General features: G+C 70.7%; 16 protein-coding genes. 6 read left to right on the forward strand and 10 right to left on the reverse strand.

What is annotated here, in order from left to right; all coding sequences use genetic code 11:
• The first annotated feature begins 268 nt into the window (after positions 1-268).
• On the forward strand, positions 269-1,207 hold the full coding sequence (locus ACIPYQ_RS09355; RefSeq protein WP_401247934.1) for a ribosome-inactivating family protein: 939 nt from the start codon (positions 269-271) through the stop codon (positions 1,205-1,207).
• 109 nt (positions 1,208-1,316) lie between these two features.
• Here ACIPYQ_RS09355 and ACIPYQ_RS09360 read toward each other — a convergent pair whose 3' ends face one another.
• From ACIPYQ_RS09360 to ACIPYQ_RS09395, 8 genes are all read right to left on the reverse strand, one after another.
• Positions 1,317-2,051, reverse strand: a complete 735-nt coding sequence (locus tag ACIPYQ_RS09360; RefSeq protein ID WP_401247937.1) for a hypothetical protein — start codon at positions 2,049-2,051, stop codon at positions 1,317-1,319.
• 194 nt (positions 2,052-2,245) lie between these two features.
• A complete protein-coding gene (locus ACIPYQ_RS09365) occupies positions 2,246-2,665 on the reverse strand; it encodes a hypothetical protein (protein ID WP_401247940.1) in 420 nt (139 codons plus the stop codon).
• A 363-nt stretch (positions 2,666-3,028) separates the two neighbouring features.
• Positions 3,029-3,655, reverse strand: coding sequence for a DUF305 domain-containing protein (locus ACIPYQ_RS09370; protein ID WP_401247941.1), 627 nt, complete (start codon positions 3,653-3,655; stop codon positions 3,029-3,031).
• Between the two features lie 110 nt (positions 3,656-3,765).
• Entirely contained in the window at positions 3,766-4,206 is a 441-nt protein-coding gene (locus tag ACIPYQ_RS09375) for a DUF6153 family protein (RefSeq protein ID WP_401247943.1), read from the reverse strand.
• Between the two features lie 191 nt (positions 4,207-4,397).
• Positions 4,398-5,699, reverse strand: coding sequence for an MDR family MFS transporter (locus ACIPYQ_RS09380; protein ID WP_401247945.1), 1,302 nt, complete (start codon positions 5,697-5,699; stop codon positions 4,398-4,400).
• On the reverse strand, positions 5,696-6,844 hold the full coding sequence (locus tag ACIPYQ_RS09385; protein WP_401247948.1) for a PLP-dependent cysteine synthase family protein: 1,149 nt from the start codon (positions 6,842-6,844) through the stop codon (positions 5,696-5,698). Before ACIPYQ_RS09385 ends, ACIPYQ_RS09380 begins: the two co-directional genes overlap by 4 nt.
• Before the next feature lie 1,471 nt (positions 6,845-8,315).
• Positions 8,316-8,969 carry a DUF1326 domain-containing protein gene (locus ACIPYQ_RS09390; RefSeq protein ID WP_361763466.1) on the reverse strand — a complete coding sequence of 218 codons (654 nt, stop codon included), beginning with the start codon at positions 8,967-8,969 and terminating at the stop codon, positions 8,316-8,318.
• A gap of 201 nt (positions 8,970-9,170) precedes the next feature.
• Positions 9,171-10,001: a DUF2182 domain-containing protein gene (locus ACIPYQ_RS09395; RefSeq protein WP_401247951.1), complete on the reverse strand. Its 831-nt coding sequence runs from the start codon at positions 9,999-10,001 to the stop codon at positions 9,171-9,173.
• A gap of 348 nt (positions 10,002-10,349) precedes the next feature.
• Here ACIPYQ_RS09395 and ACIPYQ_RS09400 point away from each other — a divergent pair, with 348 nt between their 5' ends.
• The 5 genes from ACIPYQ_RS09400 (at position 10,350) to ACIPYQ_RS09420 (ending at position 14,722) form a co-directional block, all read left to right on the forward strand.
• Positions 10,350-11,084 carry a DUF899 domain-containing protein gene (locus ACIPYQ_RS09400; RefSeq protein ID WP_401247953.1) on the forward strand — a complete coding sequence of 245 codons (735 nt, stop codon included), beginning with the start codon at positions 10,350-10,352 and terminating at the stop codon, positions 11,082-11,084.
• A gap of 575 nt (positions 11,085-11,659) precedes the next feature.
• Entirely contained in the window at positions 11,660-12,736 is a 1,077-nt protein-coding gene (locus ACIPYQ_RS09405; RefSeq protein ID WP_401247955.1) for a zinc-dependent alcohol dehydrogenase family protein, read from the forward strand.
• Between the two features lie 5 nt (positions 12,737-12,741).
• Positions 12,742-13,428, forward strand: a complete 687-nt coding sequence (locus ACIPYQ_RS09410) for a helix-turn-helix domain-containing protein (RefSeq protein WP_401247957.1) — start codon at positions 12,742-12,744, stop codon at positions 13,426-13,428.
• A 201-nt stretch (positions 13,429-13,629) separates the two neighbouring features.
• Entirely contained in the window at positions 13,630-14,079 is a 450-nt protein-coding gene (locus ACIPYQ_RS09415; RefSeq protein WP_401247960.1) for a universal stress protein, read from the forward strand.
• A 340-nt stretch (positions 14,080-14,419) separates the two neighbouring features.
• A complete protein-coding gene (locus tag ACIPYQ_RS09420) occupies positions 14,420-14,722 on the forward strand; it encodes a dsRBD fold-containing protein (protein ID WP_401247962.1) in 303 nt (100 codons plus the stop codon).
• Positions 14,723-15,230: 508 nt separating this feature from the next.
• On the opposite strand, the gene ACIPYQ_RS09425 is transcribed toward ACIPYQ_RS09420, so the two are convergent.
• Positions 15,231-16,223, reverse strand: coding sequence for an Acg family FMN-binding oxidoreductase (locus tag ACIPYQ_RS09425; RefSeq protein WP_401247964.1), 993 nt, complete (start codon positions 16,221-16,223; stop codon positions 15,231-15,233).
• A 329-nt stretch (positions 16,224-16,552) separates the two neighbouring features.
• The gene (locus ACIPYQ_RS09430) at positions 16,553-17,422 is read right to left on the reverse strand and encodes a universal stress protein (RefSeq protein WP_401247967.1); all 870 of its coding nucleotides are present in this window, start codon (positions 17,420-17,422) and stop codon (positions 16,553-16,555) included.
• Positions 17,423-17,429: the final 7 nt, after the last annotated feature.

Consider the following 17,429-nt stretch of genomic DNA (forward strand, 5'->3'; position numbering starts at 1 on the left):
CCGTGACAACTCACGCTTCGCTGGTGGCAGGTCACGGCGTGCACCGCCCGGTTCCCGAGGGCGGGGAACCGTGCACTGACGGGATGACGCCGTGCACTGGGGGACCACCGGGGGGACGGTGGCGAACCTAACGTGGGGGCGGGCCCGCGCTGCCGGACCACCCTCCTGGCAGGCCCGAACGAAGCCTCTGGGAAGGCCAGTTCGTCGAGCGCGGGTTCCCTTCCGCTGCCGGTGTGAGCCGGCGGCTCCCCCAACTCATGGAGCTCCCATGTCCTTCATGCCACTGCTGCGCTCGGCGCAGCTGTTCGCGCGATCGAGCCGGCGTCTCGTAGGCTCCGTCGTCACGCTCGCGCTCTGCGCCGGCCTCGTCGGCCTGACCGCGCCCGCGGCGCAGGCCGACCCCACCCAGCCGAACACGGTCGTCGACTGGAACATCGACTCCCTGGAGAACGGCGGCAGGAGCGCCCACGATGCCTACTACGGCCTGATCGACCGGATCCACCGGGTCAGTGGCCACGACTTCCGGTCGGCCGAGAACATCGACGAGAGCACCACCCAGCTGTCCCGCCTGATCCAGATCCGGGTCCTGCGCCGGGGCAGCCAGGTCGTCTCGCTGTACTTCTGGGCGAACAACCTCTACCTCGCCGGCTTCTACGCCCCCGGCACCGAGCAGAACCCGGGCCGGCACTACGCCTTCAACGACACCTGGCCCGAGGACTTCAATCACGTCCTGAACCTGCCCACGCCGGCGACCCGCCTGCCGTGGGGCGGCAACTACGTCTCACTGCCCGGCGGGAACAACCGTACGGACGACGTCGTCAACGGCCCCAACCTCCACAACGCCCTGCTCGTCCTGGGTGGCGCCCGGCACCGGCTCGAAAACGGCGGCGGCCGCGGCGCCACCCAAGTCGGCGAGGCGCTCACCCTCACGATCCAAGCCACCGCCGAAGCCGCGCGCTTCGGCAGGATCTTCGACACCATCCGAGGCAACATCGGCACGGGCACCAGGACTGCCATGGGCGCGGACAACGTGGCCCTCCAGAACAACTGGAGCCAGATCTCCCGGTGGATCTACCGGGCGAGCAACGACCCGGCGTACCCGACCCACAACGGGCTCACCCTGAACGGCGTCGTCTACACGGCCCTGCGCGCGCTGCTGACCCACCTCTTGTACGTGGAACTCCACAGCGGATCACGCCCGCGCTGACCCCGCTCGCGCGCCCGGAAGCGGAGACGATCCGAAGGTGATCACGGGGCGGCTGCTGGCCGTTCTGCTCGGTGGTGCCGGGCAGCCGCCGGTGGTGTGATCCGCGGGGTCAGTGCCCGTGGCCGTCGTTGTGGGGCTTCTCGTCCTGGGGAGTGGCGGGAGCGGTGCGTTTCGGAGCTGACGGCTGGGTCTGAGGTGCGGGCTGCGTGCTGCCGGTGACGGTCGGTTCCTCCTGGTGTGTCTCGTTCCCGTCCGAACCGGTCCCGTGGCTGTGGCCGCCGCCCGATTCCGGAGCCATGGAGGAGGCGACGTAGCGGAGGCCGACGAAGGCGGCGAGGGCGGTGATGAGGACGGCGAGTCCGGCCAGGCCGAAGACGCGCCGCCACGAGACGTGCTCGTCCTTGATCACGTAGGCGATGAAGGAGAGCAGGATGCCGGCGGGGATGAGGGCGGTGGCGCGAGCGGGGAAGTCCTCGAAGTGCTGGAGGCCGCCGCTGAGCATGCCGATGCCGAAGGAGAGGAGCAGGGAGGCGCCCATGATGCCCGCCACCTGCTTGAACGTCGGCTTGCGGCGGGTGAGCAGGAACTCGTTCAGGGCAGTCGCTGCGAGGAAGACCAGGACGCCGTAGAGGGCGATGCGGGTGTAGCGGGCGGGGTCGAGGGGGTGGTGGACGACCGCGCCGCTGATCAGCCCGGCACCGACGAAGTAGCCGACGTATCCGAGGTACCTGGCCAGGAGGGCTTTGCGGCGGGAACGGGCTTCGCGGATCGCCGTACGGCCGGTCGGCGTGGGTTCGGTGGCGGGCGCGGCCGCGGCGCGGTCAGCGATCTGGGTGGGTGTCACGGGGAACTCCTTGGCGGATGTACGGGTGCAGGCACGCCGAGGCGGCGACGGTCGCGTCGCGGGTCATGGCAGGAGCGAATGCCGGAGGGCAGGCTGCACCGGGCCCGGCCCCTACGGGGGCGGGCAGGGATATGTGTGTGCGGGCAGCGCGAGCTCGCCGACGGCCCACAGGGGCGCCGGGAGCTTGGAGCGGTCTAAATGCGCAGGATCGCTGTCGTGCCCGGCGGAGGTGAGCCGCCCAGGGCAGACGCGGGGACCGCGTTCGCGTCCGGGGCTGCAGCCGGCACCGCGGGCAGGACCTGCGTCAGGGCGTGCTCGGCGGGAGGGGCCAGCGTCGGCTGCTGCGGCGGCCCGCTGGTGGCGCACTCCTCGGCCGAGTGGGACGAGCCGTGTCCCTCGCCGTGGTGGTCGTCCGAGGTGCTCTCGGTGACCGCCAGACCGACGCCGGGGGTGACGACGCCGACGGCCGTGTCCGTGTGGCCACGGACGCCGTCGAGGCTGACTCCGTGCGAGTAGAGGAAGGCGAACACCAGCAGGGCCGCCAGCAGCACGCATCGCGGGCCCGCGAGGATGCGGGTCCGCAGCACGGAGGTACGGGGCCGGGCCGGGTTCACGCCGTGATCCTAGCCGCGGCCCCGTACAGGTCTGCGGGGTGGGCCCAGCAGGGTTCCCTCCGATGGGTGATCTTGAAGCTGGCTCCGGAGATGTCATGCCCTGTGTCACGGCCCGGCCGGTGCACGACGGTCCATGTGCCGCCGCCGTCCTTCGTATCGGTGGCCGGCAGGTGAGTGCGGCTTGCCGCAGTCACGATCCGTACGGCACCGGTGGGGCCGAGTCGGAAGACGCCGAGGTGCCCAGCCGCGTAGAGGCTGCCGTCGGCGGGGTCCACGCCGAGACCGTGGAGGTGCCCAGTTCCGGGGTCGGCGGGGGTGCGGGCAGTAGCGGCCGACTGCCCGCACCGGGCGTGCTGATGCCGGTCAGCTCTTGCCGAGGAGGGTGTTCATCCGGGCGATCTCAGCGCTCTGGGAGGCGATGATCGCCCCGGCCATGTCCTTGGCGGGCTGGTACTTCCCGTCGGACTGTTCGGTCTTGGCCATGGCGACGGCGCCTTCGTGGTGCTTGACCATCAGCTGGAGGAAGGCGGTGTCGAACGCCTTGCCGGAGGAGGATTCCAGCTGCTTCATTTCTTCGCCCGACATCATGCCGGACATGTCGTGCCCGTCGTGGCCCCCGCCCCCGGCCGGGACCTGCTCGCCCCAGGAGGTGAGCCAGCCGGAGAGGGTCTTGATCTCCGGGTCCTGAGCCTTCTTGATCTCGCCGGCGAGCTTCCTCGCGTCGGCGGACTCGGCGCGGGTAGCGGCGAGATCGGCCATCTCGATGGCCTGGCGGTGGTGGGGGATCATCCCCTGGGCGAACGCGACGTCGGCCGCGTTGTGGTCGCCCTGCTGCGCCGGGGCGGAGGCGGCCGGGGAAGCCGTGTTCCGGCCGCTGCCGGCTGAACCGGTCTCGTCGCCGTTCCCGCCACAGGCGGCGAGAACGAGGGCGGTGGTGGCGGCCGCGGCCACGGCGGTGGCGCGGCGGATCAGGGAACGCTTGGTGGTCATGGTGGTGCAACTCCTGCTGTGAAGCACGCGCGGATGCGGGCGTGCTGAGGAAGGGCGGGGCTGAGGGGCAAGGTCACCGGCCGCGTGAGGCCGGGCATGCCGGGGCCGCCCTATATGCGCAGGAGTTGTAGTTCGCTCAGTGACGGCGGGGCCCGCCCGCAAGCGGTGGCGTCGGGGACGATCCCGTGAGCGAGGACCGCCTCGGCGTCGGTCATGCCGGGCAGGACCGCGGGCGCGGGCAGGACCGGTGAACCGGCCGTTCCGGTGGCCGCGCACGTCGCATCGGCGTGCTCGGCATGCCCGCCGCGTCCGCCACCGACCGGATCACCGGCGTGAACGCAGCTGTCGTGGCACGGAGTATCGGAGGCGACCTTTTCGTGGCCGGCGGCCGACGCGTGGTGGGAACCGGCCGCTGCGTGGGCGCGCGCCGGGACGGAAGCGCCCGGCCCCAGGCCATGCATGGCCACCAGCCCCGCGAGTACGGCGAGGACGAGGAGCAGGTACGAGCGCAGCCCGAAAGGCTTCATCGCTCGCTTCACCTGGACGTCCATGTCCGCATCGTAAGCGGCCTCATCCGCAGGCGGCGAGGCGAGGTCGCTGTCTACGAGGAGCTCTGTCTCCGGGAACGAACGGTGCGGCCGGCGGAATGCCGCCGGCCGCACCCTGTCCGCGCTCCGCGACGTGGCTCACGCCGGCTCGCGGGCGTCGTGAGAGGCGGTGTGCGCGTACGTCCTGGCGCTGGTCAGGCGGCCATGGCCTGACGTCCTCCTTCGGTTCGGGCAGGTGACAGCCGACCCGTACGGCGCAGTGCGTGGAGCGCCGCCGCGCAGGCCAGGCCGAGCAGCCCCAACGCCGCCCACGGGAGTGCCGGCACCCCGGCGTTGCGTGCGGCGTCCAGAGCCATGCCGGTGAGCAGGTTGCCGACCGTGATACCGATTCCACAGATGGTGTTGTAGAGGCCGTAGTGCGTGGCCACGAGACGGTTGCCCGCGAGGCGGACGATGGTGTCCATCTCGAAGGGGTAAGCGATCATGGTGCCGAGCGCCAGCAGCAGTGCCGAGAGCGCCGGCGGCATCCCGGCCAGGAGCCACAAGCCTGCCCCGCCGTCCGGTACGGGTACGGCCGAGGCGAGGAGTAGCGGGACGAACGCCGCCCCCATCACCAGCAGCCCCCAGGTGAGCGCCCGGCCCGGCTCCATCCGGGCCTTGCACCAGGCGGTGACCTTGGTCTGGAGGGCGATCGTGCTCAGTCCGGAAACCGCGAAGAGGACCGCTACCGCGGCAGTCCCGAACCGTCCTTCACCCCCCAGGCGCCTGACCTCCAGCGGCAGGGACAGGTAGACCTGGAAGGACATGACGTACGAGCCGACCATGGCGAGCGAGAACAGCAGGAACGGACGGTTGGCGAAGATCCCCCGCCACTGCCGCAGGACACCCTCGCGGACCCCGTCGGAGGCGTCCGTGTGATCGGGGCGCCGGGCCGGCAGGGCCCTGATCTGGATGAGGCTCAGGATCGCGAAGATCCCTGCGGCCACCAGGCAGGTGACGCTGAAATCGACGCCGGTCAGGATCATGCCGACCAGCGGGCCGAGCAGGATGCCCGCTTGGTAGAAGACGTTGAACAGGGCGAAGGCCTCCACGCGGCGCTCGCCCGCGTCGGCGGCCAGGTAGGCGCGGGAGGCAGGGTTGAAGAGGGCACCGGCCAGCCCGGTCGCGGCGGACGCGGCCAACAGGGCGGGGACGGACTCCACCAGTCCGAGGGTCGCGAAGCCGACGGTGCGCAGCACGAGCCCGGCGATGATCAACGGCTTGTAGCCGAGGCGGTCGGCCAGTGTCCCGCCGATGAGGAACATGCCCTGCTGGCTGAAGTTGCGTACGCCGAGGATCAGGCCGACCAGCCATCCGGCCAGGCCGAGCGGCCCGGCCAGGTGGGTGGCCAGGTAGGGCATCAGCATGTAGAAGCCGAGGTTGATGGTGAACTGGTTGACCATCAACAGCTGGACGCTGCCGTTGTACGAGCGGACTTGGGCGATCGTGTCCTTCACCGGGCCTGCTCCTGCGGGTCCGACGCGCGCTTCAGATCGGCTTCGCTGCCGGCCTCGCTCCCTTGAGCTCCGCCGAGGGTGAGCGGGTCGACGACGGCAGTGCACCGGGTCCAGCGGGTGACCTCCTTCTCGTCCAGTCGGCCGATGAGGTCCGGTTCGGGCGCCGGAGGGGAGCCGAGCAGACCGTGGGCGGCGCAGTAGCCGTCGTCGTAGACGGTGCCGAGGTACCGCTGGGGGCCGTCGGGGAAAACCGCTGCGATGCGCGTGTCCTTCGGGAGCGAGCGGGCCAGCCAGCCTGCGACGAGTGCCACTGCTCCGACGCTCCAACCGCCGGTGGCGTAGTGAGAGCCGGCCAGCTGACGGCAGGTCCACACGGCTTCGGCCGGGGACACCCAGTGCACTTCGCTGAAGCGGTCGTAGGCAACGTTGCGGGGGTAGATGCTCGACCCCAGCCCCCGCATCAACCTCGGCCGGGCCTGCTGCCCGAAGATCGTCGAGCCGATGGTGTCCACCCCTACCAGCGTCAGTTCGGGGTAGAGCTGCCGCAGTACGCGCGAGATCCCCGCGGAGTGGCCACCGGTGCCGACGCTGCACACCAGCACGTCGATGTGGCGTAGTTCGGTGGCCAGTTCGAGGGCCAGTGGGGTGTAGGCAGCGGTGTTGTCCGGGTTGTTGTACTGGTCCGGGCACCAGGAGCCCGGGTGCTGTGCCGTGAGCTGCTGCACGCGGTCGCGGCGGGCCTGCTGCCAGCCGCCCGCGGGGTGCGGCTCGGAGACCATGTTGACCTGGGCGCCGTACGCCGTCAGCAGCCGGGTCATGGACGGCTCGAGGCCCGGATCGGTGACCAGGGTGACAGGGTGCCCGTAGACCATGCCCGCCAGAGCGAGGCCGAGGCCCAGGGTTCCGCTGGTGGACTCGATGATCCGCGCACCGGGCTTCAGGTCGCCGCGGGCGCGGGCCCGTTCGACCATGTGCAGGCCGGGGCGGTCCTTGATGCCGCCGGGGTTGAAGCCCTCCAGCTTCGCCCAGAAGCCCCGCCCCGTCGGCGCGAGCGGTTCGGAGATGCGCAGGAGCGGGGTGTTGCCCACCAGTTCTGACAGGGCCGAACGGCCCTTGGACGACGTGTCGGTGGTCGAAGAATGCATGACTGTGCCTTCGTTCGGTCGGTGATGGCGTCGGCTACTCGTTCGCGTGGCATGCCGTGACCGGCCGGGCATCAGGAGGCAGGGCCCCGGCCCGGAGGGCGGCATGCGGCAGCCGCGTGCGGCTGCGGGACGAGCGGCCTAGATCCGCCACCGGCAAACGTCGGTCAGCGTGGAACGACCGGTGCGGGCTATGGATGATCTACCGGAGCAAGGGGCCGTCGGGGCCGCCTGCTCCACTGGCAGCGCACTGAGCTGCTCCGGAGAGGCGAGGGCTGCCGGCCCCTCGGCCGGGCGCGGGACCTCGTTCGTAGAGGCTGATGTGGTCAGGCAAGGAGAGGTGCACGCAGAGCCGTGGCCGTGCTGCGGGCGGTCCGGGTGCTCCTGCTCCTCGGAGGGCTCCGGGTGTCCGTCCGGCGCAGCCGGTGCGGACAGGGAGAGGTGCTGGTGGCCGTCGTTGGGGAGGTAGGACGAACAGTGCACGGCGGCCAGGAGCAGCACGATCAGCACACAGGAGAGCAGAACTTCCGGCCAAGGCGGAACCCGGCGGGTCAAGCGCGGCGGGGGCAGGCGGAGCACAGATCCTCCGAGCAGCAGTCACTTCCCCAGCCGCAGGGGGTGGGGAGCGACAGGGGCGGGTGCGCGCACGCGCGGCAGGAATTCGAGGCCAGAAGCCGAGGCGCATTGAACATAACGCCGTGTTGTGGGTAAATCTGTGAATTCCGCGGCGTGCGCGTGGGGTGTCGTCGGAAGGTCCGACGCCTACACCTGAAGGACGACCTGTGATCTGAAGTGGGCAGAGGAAGCGCCGGCGGGTTGCTTCACCCGTTCAGCGGGCGGCGCACACCTGGCACTCGGAGAAGTCCGACGGTCGTACGGCACCTTGGCGAGATCGGGCTTGTCCGCCGTCCATGACGGTGCGCTCGAGCGGCGCGCACCCTCGACCCCCGAGTGACTTTCACCCCGGGGGCAGCCCGTGGCAGATGCCTCTGTCTGACCATCCGCGTTGGCCAACGAGACGGAGGCGACCTGTACGCCCGCCGTTTCGCTGCCGTGCTCCGCCAAAGAGCAGCACACGCCGACCAGGCTGAGCAGCAGCAAGGCCAGCCCGGCAGTGACCAGTCGGCGCACCGGCGAGGTGGTCGACTGGCCGCCGGAACGCGACCGAGCTGTCATCACACCGTGATCCTAGCCGGGGCCCACCCGGCCCTGAGTGTCCGTTCGCGGAAGAACGTGTGATCCAACTGCGTACGCGTACAAGGGATGTAGGAAACCATGAGGACCAGAGCCGGGCCGGCCCTCCTCGGATGCCTGAACCGCGCATACGGAGGGCTGGCGACGGCGGCGACCCTGCGAAGCGGCGCTGCGCTGGCTCGCCCTGGCCAGTGACCACGCGCCCGGTGACCGTGACGCCGCGCCGGCCGACGTCATCCAGAGCTAACAGCCCGGCCGCAGGGTCGCAGTGCCCGTAACGTCAGTCGGGGCCCGTCCAGTCGAAGGTGATGTGCTTGCTGGACTGGCCGTCCCGGCTCCAGTGGAAGCCGAAGGCATTGGCACGGTCCGCCGTGGAGCGGCCCCACGTCGCGACTTGTCCCGGCCCGGTCTCGCAGCCTGGCAGGTTGGTCGACTGGACCCGGGCGCCCACCGGTGTCGTCGGTCCGGTGAGCGCTTCCGCGCTCGCCTCGACCCGGCCGGGTATCGTGGCCCGCCAGCCTCCGAGGTCCTCGTCCACGTCGATCTCGATGGGGGCGAAATCCATGCCCCGCATCTCGGCGTCCATCATGCCCACCATTTCCGAGGGCCAGCTGCCGGCCTGGCCACCGAAAATCATTTGCAGGGCTTCGCGCTGCGCGTCGTCCGCGCGCTCGTCGAGGAAGACCGCTGCGTACGTGTCGGTGTGCTCGGCCCACACATTCCCGACGAAGGAGCCGAGCATCAGCACGTTGAGGCCGTCCAGCCGTACCTCGCCGTAGTTACCCTCGCGTATGTGCCAGGCCAGGACACCGTCGCATTCACCGTAGGTGGGCAGCTGCGCGAACGAACAAGGGCAGGGGACATTGCACCTGCACGTATCGAACCAGTCACCGGCCGCATGCCATCTCGGAACCGTCGCTGTCGTCTCGGACATCTCCTCGCCTCCTCGTGGCCCGTACGGATGGGCCCACGTCGGCGATTGCCCCACCGGAAGTCCACCCAGGCGCTCGGTGTACGGGTCATGTTCAATTCTCCACCCGCTGCCACGCCGGCGAAAGCTCGGACAGCCGCTGGCGTTGGAAGGGGAAGGCGACCGCCGTACGGGCCGCGTTCCGCGGGGGTGCACTGCGACCGCTCATCCTGTCCGGCCGGTCATCTGGTCCATGGGCGGACCAGTTGTGTCCAGGCCGGGCAGCAGCCAGTCCTGGAAGGGGGCGAGTACGGCCAGGACAAGGAAGGCGAGGCCGACGGCCCAGCTCAGCCAGGGTCCCTGCCGCCACAGCTTCTCCAGGAAGATGATGGCCGCCAGGGCGGCCATTGCGGCCACGTTCATGACGCCGAGGGGAATCAAGACGATCATCAAGCCCCAGCAGCATCCGACACAGTAGAGCCCGTGGTGTGCACCCACCCGCAGGTCTTTCGCCCTGGGCCGGAAGCGTGAGTACTGGAGCAGCTGGAACATCGGGTTGCGGCAGTGCCGCAGGCAGACTCGCTTCAGTGGCCCGAACTGCTGTGCCGCAGCGAGGAGGAACACGGCGGCGCCGATCCAGCGACCGGTCCCGGGATCGAGGTCCACGAGGTGTCCGGTCGCGGCCAGGGCGCCGTACGCGAGCAGCCCGAATCCGGTCCAGGCGAGGAGGTATCCGCTGACGAATTCGGCGATCCGCAGGGCGCGGACGGGGCCGGCCGAGCCGCGGTTGATCCCGCGGACCCACGTGATGGCCACCGGTGCCACCGATGGCAGCATCATTGCCGCCATCATGACCACCCACAGCAGCAGGAAGAGCGGGAGCCCCAGGCCCATGGTGCCGGGCTCCATGCCCATGTGGCGCGACTGGCCGACGGTGAGCACCCACGCCAGCGCGGCGAGCAGCACCATCAGGAGCCACGCGACCGCCAGGTCACGCGCGGGCAGGAGCACACCGGGCCGCGTGGGGGCCGGCGGGGCCGGCCGGAAGTGCGGCATGGAACGCCTCCCAGGGACGCGAGCAGCCTGCCGCCTCAGACACCTCCCGCACCGATGGCGGTGGTACACCCACCCGTACTCGAGACGGGGCTGACGACACCTCCAGCAGATCACAGAACTGGAAGGCTCAAAACCTGGGACGCCGGTAGAGGGCGCCGCCGATCTCTGTCGGCCTGTCGCTGTGTTCGGTCGAGGGTCGAGGCTCCTGCTGGTCGGGCTCGCGCCGCGCCGCGCGCGTACGGTGAACGTAGGGCGACGGGTAACGCCTGTGCAGGCACTCACGGCAGCCGCTGCGGACGACCGCCCGCCGCGATGCGGTGTTCTGCTCCCGCACAGGAGGGAAGGACAATGCCCGAGCACAGAGTCGGCACGCAGGAGGAATTCGAGGCAGCCCGAGCAGAACTGCTGGTGGAGGAGAAGGAGCTGACCCGGCGCGGTGACGCGCTCGCTCGGAAGCGCAGGAGCCTTCCCCGGGTGCGGGTCGAGAAGGACTACAGGTTCGAGACCGAGGACGGGACCAAGTCGCTCGCGGACCTCTTCGACGGGCGCTCGCAACTGCTCGTCTACCACTTCATGTTCGGACCGCCATACGAGGCCGGATGCCCGGTCTGTTCCTCGATCGCGGACACCCTCGACCCCAATGCGGTCCACCTCGAGGCTCGCGACGTGACGCTGATCTGCTCCTCGCGGGCTCCGATCGACAAGCTCCTCGCCTACCGGGAGCGGATGGGCTGGAGCTTCGACTGGGTCTCCGCCGGCGGCGGCGACTTCCACCGCGACCTCGGTTTCACGTATACGGAGGAGGAGCTGAGGCCGTTCCTGGAGGGCGGGATTCCGCCGACCGTGAGCCAGATGGCGGAGGCGTGCGGCACGGACGTGCTCGGGTATGTCACCGAGGGACCCGGACTGAGCTGCTACGCACTGTCGGACGGCACCGTCTATCGGACGTACGTCACCACCGCGCGTGGCCTTGAGCCCGCGATGGCCTACTACGGCCTCCTCGACCGGACACCGCTGGGGCGCCACGAGGACGGTGAGGAGGCGCACTGGCTGCGCCGCCACGACGAGTACGAGAAGACATGAGGGTGGCCGGTGCGGACGCTGGGCGGGGGGAGGGGATTGCCGCGCGGTCGGGATCGTACTGCGGGGCCTTCGGGCCGGCAGTGCACGCCGGCTACACCTTCGACGGCCAGGGCCCAGGCGCAGCCGAGGATGTGGCCGGCGTGGTGGAGGGTGAGCCTGGTGCCGGCCATGATCTCGATCTCGCTGCCGACCGGCACGGGGGATGCCGGAGGCGTCGCAGGGCAGCTTGTCCCTGTTGCGGCGTCGTAGGGCCGCGACACCCTGGAAGAGCCCGCAGTCGACGAGTATCCGGGCGTGGTCGCTCTCGATCAGGAACTTGCTGCCGGTGACCGTCCGGACACCGCCGAGGAACCTCAGCAGCGCCGGCCGGGAGGCGGCAGGCGGGGCCGACCGGGACATGTCAGCGGCCTTCCCTTCGCGGGACGGGTGCCGGATTCCACCCTCGCATCCACCGCGACGCGACGCAGAGAGCCCACTGGTCCCCATGGAGGGACCGACCGGCCCATGCGGGACGGAGGCCCGTGGGAACAGCCTGGCGGTGACCCCTTCCCGCGCAGCACAGAGAGGCCGCAGTCATGAAGGCACTCGTCTTCCAAGGCCCTGGGCAGACCTCCTGGCAGGGCGTCCCGGACCCCGCGATCAAGGACGCTGCCGACGCGATCATCCGGGTCGACGCCGTCACCATCTGTGGCACCGACCTGCACATCATCAAGGGCGACGTACCCGAAGTGACACCCGGCCGGATCCTCGGCCACGAGGCCGTCGGAACCGTGGTCGAAACCGGCGGCGACGTGCGCAACGTCCGTCCCGGCGATCGCGTGCTGATTTCGTGCATCTCCTCCTGCGGCCGCTGCCGGTTCTGCCGCGAGGGCCACTACGGCCAGTGCCGCGGGGGTGGCGGCTGGGTCCTGGGCCACACCATCGACGGCACCCAGGCCGAATACGTGCGCGTCCCCTTCGCAGACCTCTCCGTCCACCCGCTCCCCAGCGCCGTGAGCAGCCACGATGCCGTACTGCTCGCCGACATCTTCCCGACCTCCTACGAGGTGGGCGTGCTCAACGGGAACGTGCGCCCCGGCGACACGGTCGTCGTGGTCGGTGCCGGACCCATCGGTCTGGCCGCCATCGCCACGGCGGGGCTCTACAGCCCCGGGCGGATCATCGCCGTCGACCTCGCCGCATCCCGGCTCAGCGCCGCGCGGGACCTCGGTGCCGACGCCACGGCGGACGCGGAGGAGGAGCCCGAGCGGCTGGTGGAGGACCTGACCGATGGGCTCGGGGCGGACGTGGTCATCGAAGCCGTGGGCGTGCCCGAGACGTTCGAGATGTGCACCCGCATGGTCCGCCCCGGCGGACGCGTCGCCAACATAGGCGTCCACGGAAAGCCCGCCACCCTGCACCTCGAAGACCTCTGGATCAAGGACGTCACCATCACCACCGGTCTCGTCGACACCCACTCCACCCCCATGCTGCTGCGCATGATGGCCGCAGGACGCCTCCCCGGGGCCGCGATGGTCACCCACCGCTTCGAGCTCGACCAGATGGAAGAGGCGTACGACGTCTTCTCCCACGCCGGCGAAACCGGCGCCCTCAAGGTCGTGCTCGGCGGACCGCAGCACGACACGGTCGCCGTTCCGCCGGAAGAGCGGTGAGTGCCGTGAACAGCACGCCGAGCACTCGCCGCCAGCAGTCCGGCGAGACGGCAGGCCGCACCGACCTCGGCCGCCGCATCGCAGCCCGCCGCACCGCCCTCGGTCTCAGCCGTGAAGAACTGGGCCGGAAGTGCGGAGCCGACGGCAACTACATCACCTACCTGGAGGAGCACGCAGCCTCTCCCGCCATCGGCACCCTCGTCCGCATGGCCGACGTACTCGGCGTCACGGTCGACGACCTGACCGGCGCGAGCGCCGACCACGTCCGCGGCCGATCCACGGCCCGCAGGGACACCGCGCTGGTCGCGCTGGAGGAGGCCGAGTGCCGAACGCTGCTGGGCACGCACGGAGTGGGGCGCATCGCCGTCTTCACCCCCGAGGGCCCGGCGGTCCTCCCGGTCAACTACCTGATCGCAGGCCCCGACATCGCGTTCCGCACCGCCGCGGAAGCCCTCGCGGCCAGAGCGGCAGGCACGGTGGTCGCCTTCGAGATCGACAACATCGACGACGTCACCGCCGGCGGTTGGAGCGTCCTTGCGGTGGGTGAACTGGAAGCCGTCACGGAGCCCGAGGAGATCCGGCACCTGACGACTACGGCCCGGTCCCAGCCCTGGGCCGGCGGGCCGCGTACCCACTGGATGAAACTCACCCCCGTCCGGCTGACCGGCCGTCGCGTGGCCCACGGGTCATGAACGAAGTGGACGCGGTCGTCGTCGACGGCAGGTCCCGCCTCGACGGCGCCCCTGGGCCCCGTGCTCCGCGTTCTGCCCGGAGACAAGCGAGAGAGCGTTTCAGCAGGTCAGGAGAGGTGGTTCCGTTCGCCCCAGCACTAGATCGAGTCCGCCGGCATCCGCCGGTTGGGGAAGCGTTCGCACCGGAAAGGGTGAGTCGGGATGGACAGGCAGCTTGAGGTTCCGCGGGTGGTCGTGGGTGTCGACGGATCGTCGTCGTCCCAGGCCGCGCTGCGCTGGGCGGTCCGGTACGCAGGCCTGGTGGGTGGGAAGGTGGAAGTAGTGACCGCCTGGGACCTGCCCGGCGCCGGAACGTGGTCGGCTCCCGCGGTCGACGCCGACTTCGACGAGGAGGAGGCCGAGCGGCGCCTGGTCGAGGAGGTCCGCACGGTCCTCGGCGAGGGCGGTGCCTCCCAGGTCCACGAGCGACTGGTACGGGGCAATCCCGCCGAGGTCCTGGTGGACCAGGCAGTGGGTGCCGACATGCTGGTCGTGGGCAGCCGCGGCCACGGTGGCTTCCGCCGGGCCCTGCTCGGTTCGGTGAGCCAGCAGGTGGCACTCCATGCTCCCTGCCCGGTCACGATCGTCCGGCCGGACGGACCCGCCGAATAGTTCCCCGTCGGGCTTCGGGCGAGCACGTGGCCGGCAGCGCCGAGCTTGCTGGCCGAGCCTGCGCTCCGGCACGGACACAGCACGGAGGCGTGTCATGCACCACCGCGGGCCGGGGACGGAGAGCAATCCGCTCAGGCGCGACGCCGACGACACCCGCGCCCGCGCCCGCTTGCGTGCCGCCTTCGCGCCGGCCTGCCCGTTGGCCGTGATCTGTGGTGTCGCGGTCGGACGGAGCGCCTGGACGGACGCCGGTCGCGCCGCGGGCCGCCAACCAGGGACTCCGCATTCCCGCCGCTGGGCCGGCTACGCCGTCACCGCTCCTGAACCTCTGGAGGAACACATGTCTCACACCATCGAATGGAAGACCCGCGTCTACCTGTTCGAGGAGGACCGCACCACCAAGGTCCGCGTCGAACTCGACACCGGAACCAACCGGCTCACCGGGCACGGCACTGCCCGCTGCAACCCCGCGGACGAGGACGTTCCCGAGATCGGCGACGAACTCGCCGCAGCCCGCGCGCTGGAGGAACTTGCCGCCCAGCTCAAGCGCATTGCCTACGGCGACATGGTGAGGGCCGGGACCGCGCCGCGGGAGGTGTCGCTCACGCCCTACAGCGGCTGGCTGAACGACGCGGTCATGTAGCGGGCAGGCGGACTGTGTGATCCGGGAAGCTGTCCGGCTTCCTCGGGCCGAACGGCGCGGAGAAGACCACCACACTGCGCTGTCTCACCGGGCTTTCCGGCCGAGCGAAGGCCGCGCCAGGGTGCTCGGGCCGGACCCGGTGACGCAAGGCGCCGCCGTACCCCGCCGCGGGGAGTTGTGCGAACGGCTGGGGCTGACGCACGCGATTCTCACCCGCCCTGTCGGAGGCTACTCGCGCGGCATGAAGCAGAAGCTCGGCTTGGTGCAGGTCCTTCGTGGACGGGACGGGGGCCCGGCCCCTGGGCGGCTCGGAGCGGTGGCCCCCGCGCCGGCACGGCGACCGGGTGGAGCTGCCCGTGCCGCCGAGCGAGGTGGTGGGCGCGTTGCGCGAGCTGCTCGGTATGCCGGTGGCCGACGTGACGGTGGAAGAGGGTCGGTGCCGGGGCGCTGGGTCTCGTATCGGCTCATCTGGTGGTGCAGCGCCGAGATCTTGGGCCCTGAGGGGTGTTCACTCGCGGATCTCCAGGACGTCGGCGACAGGGCGGCGGGGTGTTCCGGGCCCGGGGGGCCCGTAGCCGAGGCGCAGGACCATCTGGACGTGGCCCATGACCTCCAGCGGGTCGCGGACCGTCCACCGCAGTTCCGGCCATTCGAGGGCCTGCGAGGTCATCGAGGTGGCCAGGCCGTCGGCGGTGGCCTGGAGGAGGACACGTTCCAGCGCCTGTCCGGCCCGCATCCAGTCGACCCGCGTGTCCGCCGGGGTGCCCAGCAGGGCCAGCTGAGGCCGCTTCTCGAACACGGCCCAGCCGCGATCCGCCGCAGGAAGGTCCCGGCCGAAGTCGCGTACGGGGGAGGGGCCTGCGGAACTGCGCGGACCGAACGCGGCGGCGGGAATGCCGTCGCCGCGTGTTCCGGTCGCGGCACGCGTATCGGAAACCCAGGCAGAGGTCTCGGCCCGGACGAGCGGATCGATGTCCTCCCGGTGCTCTGCGTCCCGCACCAGCCCGAGCACGGTCTCGATGTGCCAGGCGCCCGGGACGGTCAGCCGGCAACCCTCCAGACGGGCGGCGCTCTTCAACCCGTCCATGAGAGCGTCCGGTACCGGCTCGTCACCGAACGGGAAGCGGCTGGTGTGCCGCCGCCGTAGAGCGGAATGCAGGGCGGCGAGCTCGTGGTCCTCGTCGGAGGGCCCGTCGAGGGCCGCCGTCGCCAGCAACCACGGCCGGGAGCCGTCTGGCAGCAACCGCACGCGAGCCCGGAGTCCGTGGTGGACCGCAGACACGCGCAGGTTGAACAGGGCAGCCGCACAACCGAGGTGGAGAGCCCGGTGATCCGGGTCGGTCCGTGTCATGGCGCGGTCCGGATCGCCGTGCAGCTCGATGACATTGCCTTCAGGGCTGAACACGAATTTCCACGGTTGCGCGTTGTGCATGGACGGGGCGGTGACGGCGTCGCCGACGAGCTCGGCGACGGTGCCGGGGGCGAGGATGGTTGCGGTCACGGGACTGTTCCTGTCTGTGCGGCCTCAGTTCTGTGCGGCCTCAGTCGTGTGCCACGACGGCGACCGGTGGGCGGGCGTGGTCGGCCTCGCGCGCGGCACGGTCGGTCGTGGTGCCGGCGGCGCCCGATCCGTCCACACCCACCGTGGTCCGGTTCGGCATGGCGTTCCTCCTGTGGCTGATCGGCTCTTCCAGGCTCCGCCGTTCGCCGTGCTCCGGGTAGGGCCCGAGCGGCCCTACCCGGGACCGAACGGCCCTCCGTCCCGGTCAGCTCTGCCCGGCTTCGGGCCCGGGGCGGTGAAGTCCGCCGCCAAAGGTGTGCTCCGGCCTTCTACTCGTGGGCGACGACGGCCACTGGAGCGGCAGCATGGTGCAGGACGGCGTGGGCGACGGAGCCCAGGTGCGTTCCGAGGGGGGAGCGGCGCAGGTGGCGTCCGACGACGACGAGCCCGGCGCCTTGGGAAGCCCGGACGAGATGGTCGCCCGCGGATCCCATGCGGACGCTGGGGCTGACGTCCACGTCCGGGAACTTGTGCCGCCAGGCCAGCAGCAAGTCGTCCACCATGTGCGTGATGCTCCTGCCGATGTCCCGCTCGTCGTCCGGGTCGATGAAAGGGACGTACGTGTACGCGGCTGGCATCTTCCAGCCGTGCACGACCCGTAGTGCACAGTTCCGCCGGGCCGCCTCTTCGAAGGCGAAGGCGAGCACACGGTCGCAGGCTTCGTGGATGTCGACCCCCACGACGACTTCGGAGCCGGGACCGGCCTGAGGGCTGTCCGGGTCGTCGGCGATCCGCACCATGACGGTCGGGGTGTCGGTGGCCACGAGGGCGGACATCGCGACCGAGCCGACGAGGAACCCGACCAGCCCGCCCAGGCCCCGCGAGCCCAGGACCAACAGTCCGGCGTCGGTGGCCTCGGCCGCGAGGGCCGCTGCCGGCTGGGCGGCCGGACGGCGAGTGGTGATCTCCAGCAGGGGATGGAGTCGGTGCAGTTCCTCCGCCGTCTCCGTCAGAGCCCGGTCAGCCCAGCGATCCACGTCCTGGCGGCCCAGACCCGGAAACACCGGGTCCAGGGGCCAGTCGACGGCGTGGACGAGACGCAGGGGTACGTGCCTCAGCACAGCTTCCTGAGCGGCCCAGCGCGCGGCCGCCCGGCTCTCGGGGGAGCCGTCGACTCCGACGGCCACGTGGTGTTTCACGGCTGAA

The organism is Streptomyces sp. NPDC090045, assembly GCF_044747975.1.
Taxonomy (GTDB): Bacteria; Actinomycetota; Actinomycetes; order Streptomycetales; family Streptomycetaceae; genus Streptomyces.